General features: G+C 29.3%; 13 protein-coding genes and 1 tRNA gene. 13 read left to right on the forward strand and 1 reads right to left on the reverse strand.

What is annotated here, in order from left to right; genetic code table 11:
* Window positions 1–123: 123 nt before the first annotated feature.
* Window positions 124–984, reverse strand: coding sequence for a LysR family transcriptional regulator (locus HMPREF9630_RS00005; protein ID WP_009526493.1), 861 nt, complete (start codon window positions 982–984; stop codon window positions 124–126).
* Window positions 985–1,324: 340 nt separating this feature from the next.
* Between HMPREF9630_RS00005 and HMPREF9630_RS00010 the strand changes: the two genes are divergently transcribed.
* From HMPREF9630_RS00010 to HMPREF9630_RS00070, 13 genes are all read left to right on the forward strand, one after another.
* Window positions 1,325–4,981, forward strand: a complete 3,657-nt coding sequence (locus HMPREF9630_RS00010; protein ID WP_009526494.1) for a phosphoribosylformylglycinamidine synthase — start codon at window positions 1,325–1,327, stop codon at window positions 4,979–4,981.
* A 347-nt stretch (window positions 4,982–5,328) separates the two neighbouring features.
* Window positions 5,329–5,811, forward strand: a complete 483-nt coding sequence (gene purE, locus HMPREF9630_RS00015; RefSeq protein WP_009526495.1) for a 5-(carboxyamino)imidazole ribonucleotide mutase — start codon at window positions 5,329–5,331, stop codon at window positions 5,809–5,811.
* 48 nt (window positions 5,812–5,859) lie between these two features.
* Window positions 5,860–7,278 (forward strand): amidophosphoribosyltransferase, encoded by a 1,419-nt coding sequence (purF, locus tag HMPREF9630_RS00020; RefSeq protein ID WP_009526496.1) that lies wholly within the window; start codon window positions 5,860–5,862, stop codon window positions 7,276–7,278.
* Window positions 7,271–8,302 carry a phosphoribosylformylglycinamidine cyclo-ligase gene (purM, locus tag HMPREF9630_RS00025; RefSeq protein ID WP_009526497.1) on the forward strand — a complete coding sequence of 344 codons (1,032 nt, stop codon included), beginning with the start codon at window positions 7,271–7,273 and terminating at the stop codon, window positions 8,300–8,302. The genes purF and purM overlap by 8 nt, the downstream gene beginning before the upstream one ends.
* Window positions 8,274–8,861, forward strand: a complete 588-nt coding sequence (gene purN, locus HMPREF9630_RS00030; RefSeq protein WP_009526498.1) for a phosphoribosylglycinamide formyltransferase — start codon at window positions 8,274–8,276, stop codon at window positions 8,859–8,861. The genes purM and purN overlap by 29 nt, the downstream gene beginning before the upstream one ends.
* A gap of 284 nt (window positions 8,862–9,145) precedes the next feature.
* Window positions 9,146–10,678, forward strand: coding sequence for a bifunctional phosphoribosylaminoimidazolecarboxamide formyltransferase/IMP cyclohydrolase (purH, locus tag HMPREF9630_RS00035; protein ID WP_009526499.1), 1,533 nt, complete (start codon window positions 9,146–9,148; stop codon window positions 10,676–10,678).
* A gap of 171 nt (window positions 10,679–10,849) precedes the next feature.
* The gene (purD, locus tag HMPREF9630_RS00040) at window positions 10,850–12,091 is read left to right on the forward strand and encodes a phosphoribosylamine--glycine ligase (RefSeq protein WP_009526500.1); all 1,242 of its coding nucleotides are present in this window, start codon (window positions 10,850–10,852) and stop codon (window positions 12,089–12,091) included.
* A gap of 115 nt (window positions 12,092–12,206) precedes the next feature.
* Window positions 12,207–12,890 (forward strand): phosphoribosylaminoimidazolesuccinocarboxamide synthase, encoded by a 684-nt coding sequence (locus HMPREF9630_RS00045; RefSeq protein WP_009526501.1) that lies wholly within the window; start codon window positions 12,207–12,209, stop codon window positions 12,888–12,890.
* Window positions 12,891–13,200: 310 nt separating this feature from the next.
* A complete protein-coding gene (locus tag HMPREF9630_RS00050; RefSeq protein ID WP_009526502.1) occupies window positions 13,201–13,995 on the forward strand; it encodes a class B sortase in 795 nt (264 codons plus the stop codon).
* A 115-nt stretch (window positions 13,996–14,110) separates the two neighbouring features.
* Window positions 14,111–14,200 (forward strand) — tRNA-Ser (locus HMPREF9630_RS00055).
* Window positions 14,201–14,946: 746 nt separating this feature from the next.
* Window positions 14,947–16,572 carry a sensor histidine kinase gene (locus tag HMPREF9630_RS00060; protein ID WP_009526503.1) on the forward strand — a complete coding sequence of 542 codons (1,626 nt, stop codon included), beginning with the start codon at window positions 14,947–14,949 and terminating at the stop codon, window positions 16,570–16,572.
* Between the two features lie 20 nt (window positions 16,573–16,592).
* The gene (locus HMPREF9630_RS00065) at window positions 16,593–17,240 is read left to right on the forward strand and encodes a response regulator (protein WP_009526504.1); all 648 of its coding nucleotides are present in this window, start codon (window positions 16,593–16,595) and stop codon (window positions 17,238–17,240) included.
* A 53-nt stretch (window positions 17,241–17,293) separates the two neighbouring features.
* A complete protein-coding gene (locus tag HMPREF9630_RS00070) occupies window positions 17,294–18,085 on the forward strand; it encodes a hypothetical protein (protein ID WP_009526505.1) in 792 nt (263 codons plus the stop codon).
* The last annotated feature ends 12 nt before the right edge of the window (window positions 18,086–18,097 follow it).

Below are 18,097 nucleotides of genomic sequence, written 5' to 3' on the forward strand. Positions count from 1 at the left end.
ATTTTAAAAAATATAAAAAAAGTTTAAATATTTGTGAACTATATTAAAAAAATTATGTAATTCTTTAATTCTGTACATTATATCATTTTTAATATTTACGTCAATGATTTTTTAATAAATTTTTTATAATAATTCCAAAAATGTCTGTCCTACAGGTGTTGACGGTATGTTTTTAAGCGATAATATACCATATTCTCTTTTTTGTATTTTTTCTTGTGTATATATTATTTTTAAATTTCTACCCTTTATTGACAGATCAGGTACAAATGATATTCCAAGCCCCATTTCTGCCATATCTATAAGTAAATCTATATTTTGAAGTTCTATTTCAGGGTTTATGTCTATATTGTTTTTTAAAAATAAATCGTCTAAAAATTTTCTTGTAATGCTTTTATTATCAAGTGTCATGAGCGGATATTCAGCTATTTCTTTTAAAGTCAGCTTATCTTTTATGTTGAAATCCTTGCTTGTTACAAAAACATCATTGAAGGTGTATTTTTTTTCAATTTTGAATTTTGTATTGATGTTTTTGCTTAAGTTTACAAGTGCAAAATCTACTTCTGAATTTTGTAGTAAGTTCATACATTCTATGGATGTTCCGTTTATAATTTTTATTTTTATATTAGGATATTTTTGTGTAACTTTTTTTATCTTTGATAATAGAACATATTTACACAGAGTGTCTGTAGATGCAAATATAAGTTTTCCGTTATATTTATCCTGTCTCATTTTCAGCTTTTCTTCTGCATTTTTGAGAATATTGAAGACTTCTTCAAGATATGTGAATAATATACTTCCGTCTATTGTAAGTGATACTTGTTTGGTAGTCCTTATGAAAAGCGGAAATCCTAAATTGTGTTCGAGATTTTTTATAGACTGACTTACTGCTGATTGGCTTATATAAAGCTCTTGAGCAGCTTTTGAAAAGCTTTCATTTTTTGCAACTGTATAGAATATTTTATACAGTTCAAGAGAAATATTCATTTATAACTCCTACTTATAAATATTATTAGAAATACTAATTGTACTAATTAATTTTAATATGTTATTATAATTTTGTAAATAAAAATTTATAAATATATAAGATTATTTTTTTATAAAATATAAAAAAAGTTTCATATTTTTAGTGATTTAAAAATTTATTGTCTGGATTTTTTAAATATATTTTAGAGTATCTTAATCTAAATAGAGTTTAGCATAAGGATTAATTATGTATAGCTATTTGTCTAATTATATTGTTAAGATTATTCATAAATTTGATTATTTTCTGCTGATTAAGAAATATTTGGCAGATTTTTTAATTTAATTTTTTAGGGGTGGTTTGATGAGATTTTATGTAGAAAGAAAAGATGAGTATAATTCTAAAGCAAGAGTTTTGGAAAATGAAATTAAAAAATATCTTAATGTCACTAAACTTGAAAAAGTGAGAATAATAACAGGATATGAAATAATAATGTTCTCTGATAAAGAACAAATACTTGGAATGGATTATGAATCGTATAATAAAATAAAATATAAAATACTATCTGATAAAGATATAGATATAGTAAGCGATAGTGTAGATATTGACTCACCATATTATTATGTAACAAGATATTTAGATCATCAGTATGACCAAAGTGCAGATGTATGTGAGAGTCTTTTAAAATTAGAATTTAAATATGAAAATATAAGAGTTAAAACTTTAGAAATAGCAATATTTTATGGAGATATAAAATCTGATTTTGAAAAAATTAAATCATATTATATAAATCCGTTAGAATCTATGGAAATAACATTAAACCAAGAATTTAACTGGGATTATTGCACAGAGGTTCCTGAAAATGTAGAGAGCATATCAAATTTTTCAAAACTTTCTCTAAAAGAATTGGAAGTTTTGAGAGAAAAATATTCTATATCTATGAATGATGAGGATATGAAGTACACTCAAGAATATTATGAAAAAGAAAAAAAAGATCCTACAGTTACAGAATTAAAGATATTAGACACGTATTGGTCAGATCATTGCAGACATAGTACATTCAATACAATTTTAGAAAATATAGAAGTAGAAGATGAGGCAAATAAGCTTGGTTTGGAACTTGCAAGAAAAAGGTTTGATGTGGCACATAGCGAAGTATATAAGGACGAACGTCCGTTATGCCTTATGGACATAGCAACTATACAGATGAAAAAATTAAAACAAAACGGTGTACTTAATAATCTTGAGAAATCTGATGAAGTAAATGCTTGCAGTATAGAAGTGCAAGGAGAAGTAGATGGAAAAAAAGAAGATTTCATATTAATGTTTAAAAATGAAACACACAATCACCCTACAGAAATGGAACCTTTTGGTGGAGCAGGTACTTGTATAGGTGGAGGAATAAGAGATCCGCTTTCAGGACGTTCAATAGTTTTCGGTGCTATGAGAATAACAGGTTGTAGTGATCCGAGAGAAAAATTTGAAGATACATTAAAAGATAAAATACCACAAAGAAACCTTACTAAGACAGCGGCAGACGGATATAGCGATTATGCTAATCAGATAGGACTTGCATCATCTTATCTTGATGAATATTATCATGAAGGATTTAAAGCTAAAAGAATGGAGTGCGGTGCATTAGTAGGATTTAATTATAAAGCTAATATAAAAAGAGCAAATCCTGTAGCTGGTGATGTAATAGTTATGCTTGGCGGAAATACGGGTAGAGACGGTTTAGGAGGAGCAACAGGTTCTTCAAAAGAAGTTAAGGGAGAATCAAAAAATTATTCAGCAGAAGTACAAAAAGGGAATCCTATAATAGAAAGAAATATAGTCAGGCTATATGCAAAACCCGAAATATCAAAATTAATCAAAAAAAGTAATGATTTTGGTGCAGGTGGAGTATCAGTAGCTATAGGAGAAATGGCAAACAGCTTGGAAATAGATTTAGATGCAGTTCCATTAAAATATAGCGGTATGAATGCAACAGAGGTGGCTATATCGGAATCACAAGAAAGAATGGCGGTATTGCTTGACAAAAATGATTTAGATAAATTCATTCAAGCGGCACATAAAGAAAATCTAAATGCGATTAAAGTTGCAACAGTTACTGATAACAACAGAATGATTATGACATATAAAGGACAAAAAGTTTGTGATTTGGACACTGCGTTTTTAAATTCAGGCGGAGTAAGACAAAGAGCTGATGTAAGCGTAAAATCACCGAAAATAGAAGCTGAAAAATCAGTAAATTCAGATATAAAAACAGCTTGGCTTGAAAATTTGTCTGATTTAAAAGTATGCTCAAAAAAAAATATAGCAAATCAATTTGACAAAGCAATAGGCGGACAAAGTGTATTTTATCCTTTTGGAGGAAAATATATACAGACTTGTGAACAAGGACTTGCAATGAAATTTCCGTTAGAATATGGAAATACAGATCTTGGAGTTATAATGACAGTAGGATATGATCCTGATTTTGGAGTGAAAAGTCCATTCCATGCGGCATATTATGCAGTTATAGAGTCAGTTTTGAAAGCAGTATCAATGGGAGCAAAATTAGAAGATATAAGATTGTCTTTCCAAGAATATTTTGAAAAAATGGCAACAAAAGAAAGCTGGGGCAAAGTATATTCGGCTCTTATGGGAGCATTTTTAGCACAAGATATATTAGATTTGGCATCAATAGGCGGAAAAGACTCAATGTCAGGAACATACAAGAATATAAATGTTCCACCAAGTCTTATATCATTTGCAGTTGCACCTGTAGATACTACAAAATTAGTATCGAAGGCATTTAAAAACACAAATAATTATGTGTATATTTTAAAAAATGAAATACAAGACAATCATCTTCCGAAAGAAGAAGTATTATTAAAAAATATAAATACACTTACAGAATTAATAAAACAAAATAAAGTAAAATCTTCAAGTATAGTAGGAGCAGGAGGACTATCATCATCAATATCACAGATGTGCTTCGGAAATATGATAGGATTTGAATTTGCTGAAAATATAAAAGATTTAAGTGATTTGTTCATAGCAAAATATGGAGATGTAATAATAGAATCCCAAGAAAAATTGGATTTGGAATTATTAGGAAAAACTTTAGACAAACAAATAGTAAAAATAAATGGTATAGATATAGATTTACAAGAGACTTTAAAAGCTTATAATTCTACACTAAGTGAAGTATTTGAACAAAAATTATTTACTCCTGAAAAGGTAGAAAAAGTATCTGCAATAAAAATAGATTATAAAGGACAAAAAATTCAAAAACCTGTTGCATTAGTGCCTGTTTTCAGTGGAACAAATGGAGAATTCACTTTGAAAAAACAACTTAGAAAATCAGGCTTTGAAGTAAATGAAGTCCTATTTAGAAGTAATTATGCTGATGAGAGTTATGAAGAGCTTGTAAAAGCAATAGAAAAAGCCAATATAATAGTTATACCTTCAGGAATGTCAGGTGGTGGAAAACCTAATTCGCAAGCTAAGTTCATCACACTCGTGTTGTCACAAAGACAAGTTGCAAATGCAGTTAACTCATTCATAGATAAAGGTGGCTTGGTAATCGGCTTAGGAGAAGGATTTAAAGCACTTGTAAGTTTGGGATTGATACAAAACGGTAAAATATCAGAAAAAACAGACAGCTTGGATATAACAAGAAATCCGTTAAACAGACATTATGCAGACATATTTGAAACCAATATAGTATCAGAAACATCTCCATATTTTACAGGTATAACAACAGAGATGACACCTGTATCATCTACTGATGCAAGAGTTATATTATCAGATGAAGATTTTGCCAAATATCATAGTGCAGGTCAGATAGTAAGCGTATTTGCAGGAGATAATCCATATGGTTCAAAATATGGTATAGAAAGTATGTGCAGTGCAAACGGTCAAGTGCTTGGAAGATTAGGAGATTTCACACAAATAGAAGAAGGATTGTTCGTGAATGTGTTTGATGCTAAAACTTCCAAGATATTTGGAAATATAAAAAAATACTTTGAATAACAATTATTTATAGTAAATTAAATATTATATTTCTAAATATAAATTATAGTAATTTTTTTAAGCTATGAGTATTATCTTGTGTTTATACTATAACCTAATTAAATAGACATACAATAAAAATGCTGACTTGAATGTATTTGATCAGATATATCTTTTACTCAAATACATTCAAATGCATTTTTTGTATTTTAGTATTAAGTAAAATTTTTCCTATAAAACATTTAGAATGATATATACGAATATATCTTTAATGTGTGTACTTGAAAGACACACAAATGAAAGATATGTGAGTTCAACGATATAAAGCTTTTAGAGCAAAATTTGGATAAATTAAAATGGGAGGCAATATGGTTTCTATAATAATGGGGAGCAAATCAGATTTGGAAACGGTAAAAAAATCTGTAGATATATTGAAACATTTCGGCGTGAAATATGAAGTAAAAATACTGTCAGCTCACAGAACACCGGAGCAAACAAAAGAGTATATAAAAAGTGCTGAAAAAAGAGGCACAAAGATTTTTATAGGTGCGGCAGGAAAAGCAGCACATTTAGCTGGAGTTATAGCATCATACACTACAAAACCTGTAATAGGCATACCTATAAAAACATCGGATTTGGGAGGAATGGACTCATTGTTGTCTATGGTGCAAATGCCATCGGGAATACCTGTTGCGACAGTTGCTATAAACGGCAGTGAAAATGCGGGTATACTTGCAGTACAGATGTTGTCGATAAATGATGAAAACCTTTCAAAAAAATTATTAGAGCATAGAGAAAAACAAGTACAAAAAATATTAAGCGATGATGAAGAATTGCAAAAAAATATATAATTTTTTAGTACAGTTCCATTTTTATAAATTTGGGGGCAGTAAAATAGAATGTATGATTTTGGTAAAGATAAATTAAAAGAAGAATGTGGAATAATAGCAATGTCTGTTCCAAATGATAAAAATTTGGCTAAAACGGCATATTTCGGATTGAATGCACTTCAACATCGAGGACAGATGAGTAGCGGTATAGCTGTGCTCAATGATGGTAATATAAGTTGTTATAAGGATTTTGGATTAGTTACTGAAGTTTTTAATGACAATATACTCTCTTTGTTAAAAGGCAACTTATGTCTCGGTCATGTCAGCCAAGATCAAAATGCGACAGTATTTTCGAATAATGCACAGCCTTTTGTTGTAAATTATTCTAAAGGAAGTCTGGCAATAGCTTTTAATGGTGGAATAAGAAATAGAAATGCAATAAAAACATATTTGGAAAAAAACGGTTCAGTATTTTCTTCAACAAGTGACAGTGAAATAATAGCTCATTCAATAATACAAGCTAATAACGAAAATATAGTTGACAGCATAAGATATTTATTGAAAACATTTGTAGGAGGATATGCTTTGGCAGTTCTTACACAGGACAGCATAATAGCTGCTCGTGATCAATATGGAATAAGACCTCTATGTATAGGCAAAGTTGAAGGCGGATATGTAATAGCATCGGAAAGCTGTGCTATAGATTTAGTGGGTGGAGATTTTATAAGAGATGTTATGCCGGGAGAGATAGTCATATTAAAAGATGGCGATATAAAAAGCTATGAAACTCAATCTCGTATAAAAAAAGCAAGCTGTGTTTTCGAATATATATATTTTGCAAGACCTGACTCTACAATAGATGATGTAAATGTATATGAGGCAAGAGCAAAATCCGGTAAAATATTGGCAAAAGAACATCCGGCAGATGCGGATATAGTTATAGGAGTGCCGGATTCCGGAACTCCGTCAGGTATAGGTTATGCGGAAGGTAGTAAAATACCATATTGTGGAGCTCTTATAAAAAATAAATATACAGGTCGTACATTTGTAGAGCCGAGTAAAGATAAGAGAGAAATGAGTCTGAAAATAAAACTCAATCCGATAAAAAGATTGATAGACGGTAAGAGAGTTGTACTTGTAGATGATAGTATAGTAAGAGGTACAACGATGAAGAGTTTAATATCTAATTTTAGAAATGCAGGTGCAAAAGAAGTGCATCTAAGGATAACTTGTCCGCCTGTATATAATTCTTGCGATTTTGGAGTTATAGCACCAAGCGGTTCAGCTCTTATAGCAAATGTTATGCCTATAGAAAAAATGGCTGAATCATTAGGGGCTGACAGTTTAGGCTTTTTATCTCTTGAAGGTCTTATAGAATCTTTAAAAGGAAGAGACGGATTTTGTACAGGCTGTCTGAATGGAAAATATCCTGTATTTGAAACAACTAACGTATTATTAAGCAAATTCTCCGGAGGGAAATATGAATAAAATAGATTATAAAAGTGCAGGCGTAGATATAAACAGAGGATACGAGGCAGTCCAAAAGATGAAAAAATATGTGGAAAGCACATATATAAAAGGTGTTTTAGGCTCTATAGGTGGATTTGGCGGAATGTTTGAATTGCCGAAAGGATATGAAGAACCTGTATTGGTTTGTGGAACAGATGGAGTTGGCACAAAATTGCAATTGGCATTTATGACCGACAGACATGAAAGTATAGGCATAGATTGTGTTGCCATGTGTGTGAATGATATTGCCTGCATAGGTGCAAAACCGTTATTTTTCTTAGATTACATAGGAACAGGGGTATTGGAGCCGAATCAAGTTGAAAACATCGTAAAAGGTATAAGTATCGGTTGTAAAGAAGCTATGTGTGCCATAATAGGCGGAGAAACTGCCGAGATGCCTAATTTTTATAAAAAAGGAGAATATGATTTGGCAGGTTTTTCAGTAGGCGTAGTTGAAAAATCTAAAATTATAACAAGTGATAAATTAAAGCAAGACAATGTTTTAATAGGAGTATCATCTTCAGGAATACATTCAAACGGATATTCATTAGTGCGTAAACTGTGTTTTGACGTACAAAAACTGAATGTAGATACTTTCATACCTCAGCTTAATAAAACTTTAGGTGAAGAATTGCTCACTCCTACTAAAATATATGTGAGATTGATACAAAATTTGATAAATAGATTTGATATAAACGGTATAGCTCACATAACAGGTGGAGGCTGGATAGAAAATATACCAAGAATATTAAGTCCGGATTTGAAAGCTGTTGTTACTACCAAAAACCATAAAATACCACCTATATTTAATCTATTAAAAGAATGGGGAAATTTGGAAGATAAAGATATGTACAACACATTCAATATGGGAATAGGCTTAGTTGTAGCAGTTGACAAGTCTGATGCAGATGAAGTTTTAAAAGAAATACAAAAAACGGATGATGCCTATATAATAGGAAAGGTAGAAAAAAGAAATGGAGAAGAAGAAATCGAATTTATTTAATATAGCAGTTATGGTTTCAGGCTCCGGAAGCAATTTGCAAGCTATAATAGATAATGTAAATTTAGGATATATAAAAGCTAATATAGAACTTGTAATTTCAAGCAAACAAGATGTTTATGCTCTTAAAAGAGCAAAAGACAACAATATAAAATCAGTAGTTTTAAAAGACGATATCAAAAAAATGCTTGGAGTATTGGAAGAAAATGATATAGATTTGATTGTATTGGCAGGATATTTATCCATATTGGATAAAAAAATAATAGAAAGATATGAAAACCGCATAATAAATATACATCCGTCACTTATACCCAAATATTGCGGTAAGGGATATTATGGTATAAAAGTGCATGAACAGGTAATAAGAAATAAAGAAAAAGTAAGCGGAGCAACTGTACATTATGTGGATAACGGCATAGATACAGGAGAGATAATAATTCAAGAGCATCTGCAAGTAAATGAAGATGATACGGCACAAACTTTGCAAAAGCGAATTTTGGAAATAGAGCATAAGATATTACCTAAAGCAATAAACATTGTTATTGAAAAATTAAAATTTTGATAAAATTTTTACTATTTATATATTATTATATTTTTTTAATACTAAAACTCAATAGAAGAATAGAAAAATAACATAGTGTAAATTTAATAAAATATACATTATTTATGAACTTTATATAAATAATACTATTACCTAATTAAATAAACATATAATAAAAATGCCAAATTGAATGTATTATTTTATATTTTAGTGTTATATATTATTTTAAATAGGCTTTTAATATTATATATTATTCTATTGGTGATTAGTATAAATATATTAATACAGTATATGGAGAATGATAGATGAGAGCAATATTAAGCGTTTTTGACAAGACAGGTATAGTTGAATTTGCAAAAGAATTGGAAAAATTAGGAGTAGAAATAATATCCTCAGGAGGAACATTCAAATTATTACAAAGTAATGATATAAAAGCAATTCAAGTTTCTGATGTAACAGAATTTGCAGAATGTCTTGACGGTAGAGTAAAGACATTGCATCCTAAAATACATGGAGGGATATTGGCTGACAGAAAAATAAAAGAGCATATGGATACACTGAAAAAATTGGATATAACACCGATAGACATAGTTGTTGTCAATCTATATCCGTTTAAACAAGTAATATCAGATCCTAATCATACTCTACGAGACGCTATAGAAAATATAGATATAGGCGGACCTACAATGATACGCTCGGCAGCAAAAAATCATGAAAGTGTACTCGTTATAACAGACAGTAAAGATTATGATGAAGTTATAGAAAAAATGAAAAATAAAAGTATAGACAGTTTATATAGAAGAAAATTGGCACAAAAAGCATTTTCGACAACAGCGACATATGACATAATGATTTCAAACTATTTAGAAAATATATCAGGCAAAGACACAATGCCTCAAAAAATATTGCTTTCGCTTGATAAAAAACAACAACTCAGATATGGAGAGAATCCACATCAACAAGCAGCATATTACTCATCAGATTCTATAGAAAATAAAGGCATAGAATGTGCAGAATTTTTAAACGGAAAAGAACTTTCATATAACAATTATAATGATGTACAAAGTGCGGTAGATTTGGCTATGGAATTTGATAGATCTGTATGTGTAGCGGTTAAACATTCCACACCTTGTGGAGTATCTGTTGCAGATAATGTGTATGATGCGTATATTAGAGCATATGAAACTGATAAACAGTCAATATTTGGCGGAATAGTATGCATGAACAGAAAAGTGGATGAAAAAACTGCAAAAGAGATAAATAAAATATTTTTAGAGGTAGTGATTGCACCCGACTTTGAAGAAAAGGCTTTAGAAATATTAAAACAAAAGAAAAATATAAGATTGTTAAGATTAAAAGAATTAGAAAATCACAGCATAAAAAAAATTAATCAATATAAAAGTCTTGGTGGAGGATTTTTATTGCAAGAATCTGACAGTGAGCTATTTCCTGAAGAATTAAATGTAGTTACCGAGAAATCTCCAACTAAAGAAGAAATAGAAGATATGAAATTCGCAATGACCGTTGCAAAACATGTCAAATCCAATGCAATAGTAGTGGCGAAAGACTGTGCGACATTAGGAATAGGTGGCGGAGATGTGAGCAGGATATTTGCAGCAAAATCCGCACTTGAAAGAGCAGCACAAAAGGCAAATGGTGCAGTGTTGGCATCAGATGCATTTTTTCCATTTGAGGATGTTGTAACGCTTGCGAATAAATATAATATAAAAGCTATAATACAACCATCAGGCTCTATAAATGATAAAAAATCTATTGATGAATGCGACAAAAACGGAATATCTATGGTATTTACAGGAGTAAGGCATTTCAGACATTAAATTTTAGCTATAAAAAATAAATTGTTTAAAATAATGTAAATACTTGCTGTTAAGTAATTAAATAATATGTATAATAAAAAAATATTACAAGCAATGGTGTAATAGAATATGCAATATTTTTATATATACTTTTTAAATTATGATCAGTATTATTAAAAAATGGAGAATTTTATGAAAATACTTATTATTGGCTCTGGTGGGAGAGAGCACGCAATAGGAAAGAAAATATCTGAAAATAAAAAAGTCGACAAGATTTATTTTGCAAAAGGGAATGGAGGAACGGCATCTTTAGGAGAAAATATAGATATAAACCCTGAGGATATAGAAAAACTTAGAGATTTTGCCATAAAAGAAAAAATAGATTTGACTATAGTAGGTACAGAAGTTCCTCTTACACTTGGAATAGTTGACATATTCAATAAAGCCGGACTTAAAATATTCGGTGCAGACAAAGCAGGAGCAAAATTGGAAGGAAGCAAGAGTTTTGCAAAAGCCTTTATGAAGAAATATGGCATACCTACTGCAAATTACGAGGTTTTCGAAGATGAAAAAGAAGCTGTTTCATATATAAGTACAGCTAAATTTCCGGTAGTCATAAAAGCTGATGGACTTGCTGCCGGAAAAGGGGTAATAATAGCTGAAAATTTTGATGTAGCAAAGCAAGCGATAAAAGATATAATGGTTGACAAAGTTTTTGGCGAGCAGGGTAATAAAGTAGTTATAGAAGAATTTTTGCAAGGAAAAGAAGTGTCACTTCTATGCTTTACAGATTCAAAAATTATAGTCCCAATGGTGAGTGCAAGTGATTATAAAAAAGCCTATGATAATGATAAAGGTTTAAATACAGGAGGTATGGGTTGTATTTCTCCATCTCCATATTATTTAGACGGAAGTTGCGATTTTATAGCAAAAAAAACACTTGAAGGGATAAAAAAAGAAGGATTCGATATAAGAGGCATAGTATATATAGGTCTTATAATGACAGATGACGGAGCAAAAGTGCTTGAATATAATATGAGGTTCGGCGATCCTGAAACGGAAGTACTGCTCATAAGATTAAAAACAGATTTGCTCGATATAATCCAAAGTTCATTGCAACAAAAATTGGATGAGCAAGAAATAAAATGGTATGATAAATCAGCGGTGACAGTTATAATGGCTGCTCAAGGTTATCCGGGAGAGCCTAAAAAAGGAAGTATTATAAAAATAAATGAGTATATAGACGATACATTTGTTTATCATTGCGGTACAAAACTTGAAAACGAAAAATATGTTGCAAACGGAGGCAGAGTTTTGGCAATATCCGCACTTGGAGAAGACATAAAACAAGCAAGACAGCTATGCTATAAACAGATAGAAAACATAAATTTTCCTAACAGTTTTTATAGAAAAGATATAGGAGAGCTTAAATAAAACATTATTATAAGTAATTTTATAAAAAATGCTTTAATTTTAAAATTGCTATTGAAGTTTTCTATTGGTTTATATGATTTAGAATTATAATAAATAAGTTACAGGAGTAAATAATATGAAAAAAATATACGAAGGTAAGACAAAAACAGTATATCAATTAGATGATGGAAATGTGAAATTATTTTTTAAGGACGATGTAACAGGAAAAGACGGAGTATTTGATCCGGGTGAAAATCAAGTAGGTTTGACAATAAAAGACAACGGTTATTATGGTCTTTTGATGACTAAACTTATGTTTGAAAAAATAGAGCAGGCAGGCATATCTACACATTATATATCAGCAAATCTTGACGAGAGAACTATGACAGTAAAACCTGTTACAGTATTCGGCAAAGGAATAGAAGTTATATGTAGATTAAAAGCCACAGGAAGTTTCATCAGAAGATACGGAGAATATGCGAAAGATGGAGATATATTAGATTATTATGTAGAAGTTTCGCTAAAAGATGATGAAAAAGGAGATCCCTTCATAAGCGAAGAATTGCTTGAAAAGTTTAAAATACTTGACAAAGATGAGTACAAAACTCTTGAAAAAGCAACAAAAGATATAACAAAAATAATACAAAAGACGATAGAAGATAAAAAGCTTGAACTTATAGATATCAAATTGGAGTTCGGCAGAGATAAACAAGGAAACATAGTTTTGATAGACGAGATATCAGGGGGAAATATGAGGGTTTATAAAGACGGAAAATCAGTAAAACCGATAGAATTGTCAAAAATACTTTTGGATATGTAATGTAAACCTTCATAATTATTTTATAGTAATTTCTGTTTTAATCTTTAATTGTAGAAAAAATATGCGACTTAAGATTTATTTAAAATAGTTTATATATAATTTTTTTGGGAATATCTTATGTAATATATTTTTATAGTTTGCATTTTGATAAAATGTTAAATAAAAAAACTCTAAGCAAATGATATATTTATTTTTTAAACTACAAATATAATGGTATTAAATTAGAGGATAAAATACATTTATTAAAATATTTTATATTTATGTAAAAATTTTTATAACAATTAGCAAAATATGATTTAAGGAATTAAAGATGAAACAGACAACATTTAAAATAATAAATATAATTTTAATATGCGTTTTTGTCATATCAGGCGTGTTACTGTTAACTTATCGCATAAGTCTTTATATGTCAAAAAAGCAGTTTGATAATTTGAGCAATATGCATAGGCAAGTAAGTGATGTACAAATTCAAAAAAAATCTGAAAAAAAAGAAATCACTCAAAAAGAAAGATTGAAAGTATTTTTTGATAATTTGCAAAATAAAAACAGCGATATAGCAGCATGGATTAAATTGGATGGAGCAAATATAGATTATCCGGTTATGTATACACCTGATGATCCGCAGTTTTATTTAAGGAAAAATATAGACAAAAACTATGCTTTAAGTGGAACACCTTTTTTAGATCATAGAACAAAAATAGACAATTCACAAAAAACAAGTCTATATATAGTGTATGCACATAATATGGGTGACGGAACCATGTTTACAAATTTGCACAATTATATCGATGAAAATAATCTTAAAAATGCAAATCCTGTGCTATTGGAAATGCCGGATGCATTAAAAAAATATAAGCTGTTTGCTGCTGTAATGCTCAAGGAATACACAAGAACGGCGGATATATTTTATAATACGACATCGATAAAAAGCGAAGAAGAATTCAATAAATATATAAATTTTTTGAAAACAAATGCAACAGCAATATCTGATGATATATCTCCTAAATATGGAGATGATATATTAGTTATGTCCACTTGCTCTTATCATGTAAAAAGCGGAAGATTGGCATTGGTTGCAATAAGCACACAAGATAACGACAATTAATGTACGATTAATACTATATCTCTAAGCATAAATTATAGAAATTTTTTAAATTTATAAGTATTGACTTAGCGCAGTATTTTTATTATAATAAGCCTTGTGATAAAAATACTGATTAGGAGAGGTGTCCGAGCGGTTTAAGGAGCACGCCTGGAAAGCGTGTATACGAGTTATCGTATCATGGGTTCAAATCCCATTCTCTCCGCCATACATAAAATCAACCTATTGAAATTGAGCTTAAACAGCTTACATCAATAGGTTTTTTTAATGGGAAATATTTTTTATAATAGATTAACACTAATACTATTACCTAATTAAAGAAAAATATAATAAAAATGCTAAATGGAATATATTTTTATATTCTACTGTTATACCAATATTTGTTTGACTAATGGATAAAAATTTATATAGGTTGTTTATTTTAAATATACTTAAATTTACTTAGTTAATAAATTTTAAAAAATAATAATATCTATTATTCTATTAACTTTTAGTATTACAGGATTATTGAAATATATTTGAGGTTTATATTAAAAATATCTATTATTTAAGTTAGATAATAGTATTATATGTTTTATCTCTTTTGACAATATGTTATGAAAAGATAAGAAATAAATTATATAAGATTTAGGTTTACAATATAAGTGCAACACTTAATAAAAAAATAATTAAAAAAACAAGGCATAATATTTATGAATGTTATATATATACGAAAAAAATGTACAAAAAATACAAAATTTATAAAAACAGGTAATATTACAGATGTCAAATTATAAAATAAATAGTATAATATGGAAAAAGTATATTAAAAGTATAAAAAACAATAGCGTTTGCTTGAAAACTTTTTATTCTATTAACAATGTTTCGATAAAAAATATGGAAGTATTTAGGATTATTATATAATCTTTTTACCGGTGTTGGAATTATAGTGACCTGAAGATAAGGATGAAGCTTATGGACGAAAAAAAGTATCCCGATTACATAAATATAAATATTTTTTGGAGAATAGTAACTTTTATATTTTCAACAATAGCTTATGTGTTTGTGTCTATATACTACAAAAGACAAGGGATGTACTTGTTGGTAGTTTTAGGAATGCTTATTTCGTGTACACTCAGTTGTTGGTTATATAAAAAGATAGGCGAAAACAAGACATATCTTCGCATAATGTTTGGTTTGGAAGTATTTGCATATGGAATATTCATATTTTTGAGCGGCGGCTTTATGAGTCCTTACCTTTGGTATGAAGTGGATTGCATATTGCTGATGATTGTATCGGAAAAGAATATAATGATTACAATAATTTCTTATATTTGGTGTATTTTATGTGCTTTTGTAGGGAAAGAGATAAAAGAATTATCCTATCAAGATTTGAATATACTTTTAGGTATGATTATGATAATAGGCGGATTTTATGCAACAAGACATTATATATCATATATTGATAAGCAAAAAGAAGAATTGACGAATCTTAATGAAAAACTGGAAGAGGAAAAAGAACTCAGCAATTATGCTTTTTTGAAACTTACAGAATTAAACGAAAGCTTCAGCTTATTTGCAATAACAAATCCTAAAAAAATTATGGAAGGATTGTCAATTTTATTAAGAAGATATATGACAGACTCAGGGTTTATACTTATAAAATTCGAACATGATGATACACCGAAAATTATTGAAAAATTTGACATAGACGAAGATTTATCTAAAAATATAATAAATGAGGTAATTTTTTGGAAAAAACAATATAATATGCTTAAAAATGACAATAATAATGATGTTTTTTATTTGAAAGCAGGCGATGGAGATTATCAGATGACACCTATTGGAGAAGGTACTTATATGAGTGGAGTTTTAGTCAAAAAAAATTTCAATAAATTTCAAAATGGTGAAGATTTTTATTGGAGATTAATAAAAATTATTTTTTCTAATTTAGATACATATTCTCAGATGGAGAAATTTATTGCAATGGAGGAGCAAAATCGAATTGCCAACGAAATTCATGATACAGTAATACAAAAACTTTTTGGAATGACTTGCAGTTTTGCTGTTTTAGAAAATAAGTTAAAAAGTATAGATAATAATATATCAAAAGATGAGATTAAAAGTTATATAAATATGCTCAAACATTCGGCAGAACTTACTATGACGGAGCTGAGAGAGAGCATATATGGAAAAAGATTTAATGACAGTTTGAACACGTTTGTTAATGCGATGTATACTTATATGGAGGAGGTGGAAAAATTAAACGGTGTACATATAAATATGAACATAGATAAGGAGTCTGATTATATATCAGTAGCACAAAAGATTGCACTGTATAGGATTTCTTGTGAAACTGTTAATAATGCTGTAAAACATGGAAAAGCTAAAAAAATAGATATCGAATTAAAATTAAATTCTGAATTTATTGAATTATACATAGAAGATGACGGAAAAGGTTTTTCGAAAAATGATGATGATTTTGTAGAAGGCAACGGATTGAAGAATATGAAGAATATGGCAGTATTGTTAAAAGGTAACTTGCTTATAGAATGTGGTGAAGCAAAAGGGGTTAAGGTAAAACTGAGTTTACCGAGATAGAATAGACAGGAGGAATAGATATGGTACTGGTTTTAGATGATCATCCTATTGCAAGACAAGGATTAGAGTCAATTATAAAAATTCATAAACCTGATGTACAAATACTGCAGGCAGGAACTGTTAAAGAAGGTATTGATTTAACAGAAAAAAGTCAGATAGATATGGCATTTATAGACATACATTTGCACAATGAGAGCGGATTTGATTTTTTGGAATGGGTGCAAGAAAAAGAAATAGATATGAAAACTTTTGTAATCACTTCATCATCAAACGAAAATGATTTTTTGAGAGCAAAATGTTTAGGTATAGACGCATATTTACTTAAAGATGCGTTTATAGATGATATTGTTTACGGTTTAAAAGTAGTTGAGAGAGGTGGAAAATTCTATTCAGCTGACTTGATTGAAAACGTAGGGAATGCATCAGAAGAAGAAAAGAAAATAGATATGCTTACGAGAAGAGAAATTGAAGTTATAACTCTTTTAAGAAAAGGCTATTCAAACGCAAAAATAGGAGAAGTTTTATATGTATCGGAAGGTACTGTAAAAAAACATTTATCCAATATATTCGGGAAATTAGATCTTTATAACAGAGCAGAAGCTATGTTGTTTGCAGAAAGAAACAGTGAAAAACTTCAACTTACTTTAAAGCAGTCTGAAATAAGTTAAAATATTATAGTTATCTAATATACAAAAATACAAAAAGAAAGAGGGGGATGAATATGAAAAATAAAATTAGTAAATTTTCTAAAAAATTTTATGTTTTTTTAATATTATTTTTCGGTTTATCGGCATTAGGTGTTACATATGCAAGTTGGTCTTCAAATTTGCGAATTAACGCTCAGATGAGTACAGGAGTAATGGATATATTATTTGATAAGCAGGAAGATAAAAAATATATTGTTTCCGTTGCAGATGCCGATGATAATGTTTCTTCTTCTATAGAAGCAGAATTTAACATTTTGGAAAAAGAAAAAGAACTTGAAATATTGTTTAATGAATCTCTTCCTGTAAAAGAATTAATGGAAGGAAAGATGTTAAAAATAGAATTTCCTTTGACACCGTCAGATGAAAGCACTATTACAAAATTGAAGTCTACAAAACTTGATACTTTAAAAGAAGGCGATATGTTGGAAATGAAGGCAAGAAATGCAATATTGGCAAAAGACGGCATAGGATATTTTTTGAAAAACAGCGGACGAGATTTTATGACACCTTTGAAATTTGAAGTTTATAGAACGTTAAATACTGATAAAGACGATATGAATAAAAATATTGGTGAGATGAACGGTCAAATTTATTTGAAGTTGAAAGAAGAAAGTATTGAACAATTAAAATTATTACCTACAAATTTAAAGATAGGAAATAATGAGCTTGAAGAAAATACTAATCTTACTTTAAAAGAAAAAGAGCTTGTAAGTACAGCTGGAAACGGTGTTATAGTGATATATTCCTGTGAGATACCTTTTAATATGTTTCAAAATGAATCCGAAGAAAAAGATTCTGCAAAATAGGAGGTAAAGTGA

Origin of the sequence: Peptoanaerobacter stomatis (genome assembly GCF_000238095.2) — a bacterium.
GTDB classification, from domain to species: domain Bacteria; phylum Bacillota; class Clostridia; order Peptostreptococcales; family Filifactoraceae; genus Peptoanaerobacter; species Peptoanaerobacter stomatis_A.

Bases quoted from the DNA above. Each gene is read 5' to 3' on its own strand.
- HMPREF9630_RS00010 (WP_009526494.1), top strand. From the start codon at position 1,325: ATGAGATTTTATGTAGAAAGAAAAGATGAGTATAATTCTAAAGCAAGA.
- purH (WP_009526499.1), top strand. From the start codon at position 9,146: ATGAGAGCAATATTAAGCGTTTTTGACAAGACAGGTATAGTTGAATTT.
- HMPREF9630_RS00070 (WP_009526505.1), top strand. From the start codon at position 17,294: ATGAAAAATAAAATTAGTAAATTTTCTAAAAAATTTTATGTTTTTTTA.
- HMPREF9630_RS00045 (WP_009526501.1), top strand. From the start codon at position 12,207: ATGAAAAAAATATACGAAGGTAAGACAAAAACAGTATATCAATTAGAT.
- purE (WP_009526495.1), top strand. From the start codon at position 5,329: ATGGTTTCTATAATAATGGGGAGCAAATCAGATTTGGAAACGGTAAAA.
- purN (WP_009526498.1), top strand. From the start codon at position 8,274: ATGGAGAAGAAGAAATCGAATTTATTTAATATAGCAGTTATGGTTTCA.
- HMPREF9630_RS00005 (WP_009526493.1), bottom strand. From the start codon at position 984: ATGAATATTTCTCTTGAACTGTATAAAATATTCTATACAGTTGCAAAA.
- HMPREF9630_RS00065 (WP_009526504.1), top strand. From the start codon at position 16,593: ATGGTACTGGTTTTAGATGATCATCCTATTGCAAGACAAGGATTAGAG.
- HMPREF9630_RS00060 (WP_009526503.1), top strand. From the start codon at position 14,947: ATGGACGAAAAAAAGTATCCCGATTACATAAATATAAATATTTTTTGG.
- purD (WP_009526500.1), top strand. From the start codon at position 10,850: ATGAAAATACTTATTATTGGCTCTGGTGGGAGAGAGCACGCAATAGGA.
- purF (WP_009526496.1), top strand. From the start codon at position 5,860: ATGTATGATTTTGGTAAAGATAAATTAAAAGAAGAATGTGGAATAATA.
- purM (WP_009526497.1), top strand. From the start codon at position 7,271: ATGAATAAAATAGATTATAAAAGTGCAGGCGTAGATATAAACAGAGGA.
- HMPREF9630_RS00050 (WP_009526502.1), top strand. From the start codon at position 13,201: ATGAAACAGACAACATTTAAAATAATAAATATAATTTTAATATGCGTT.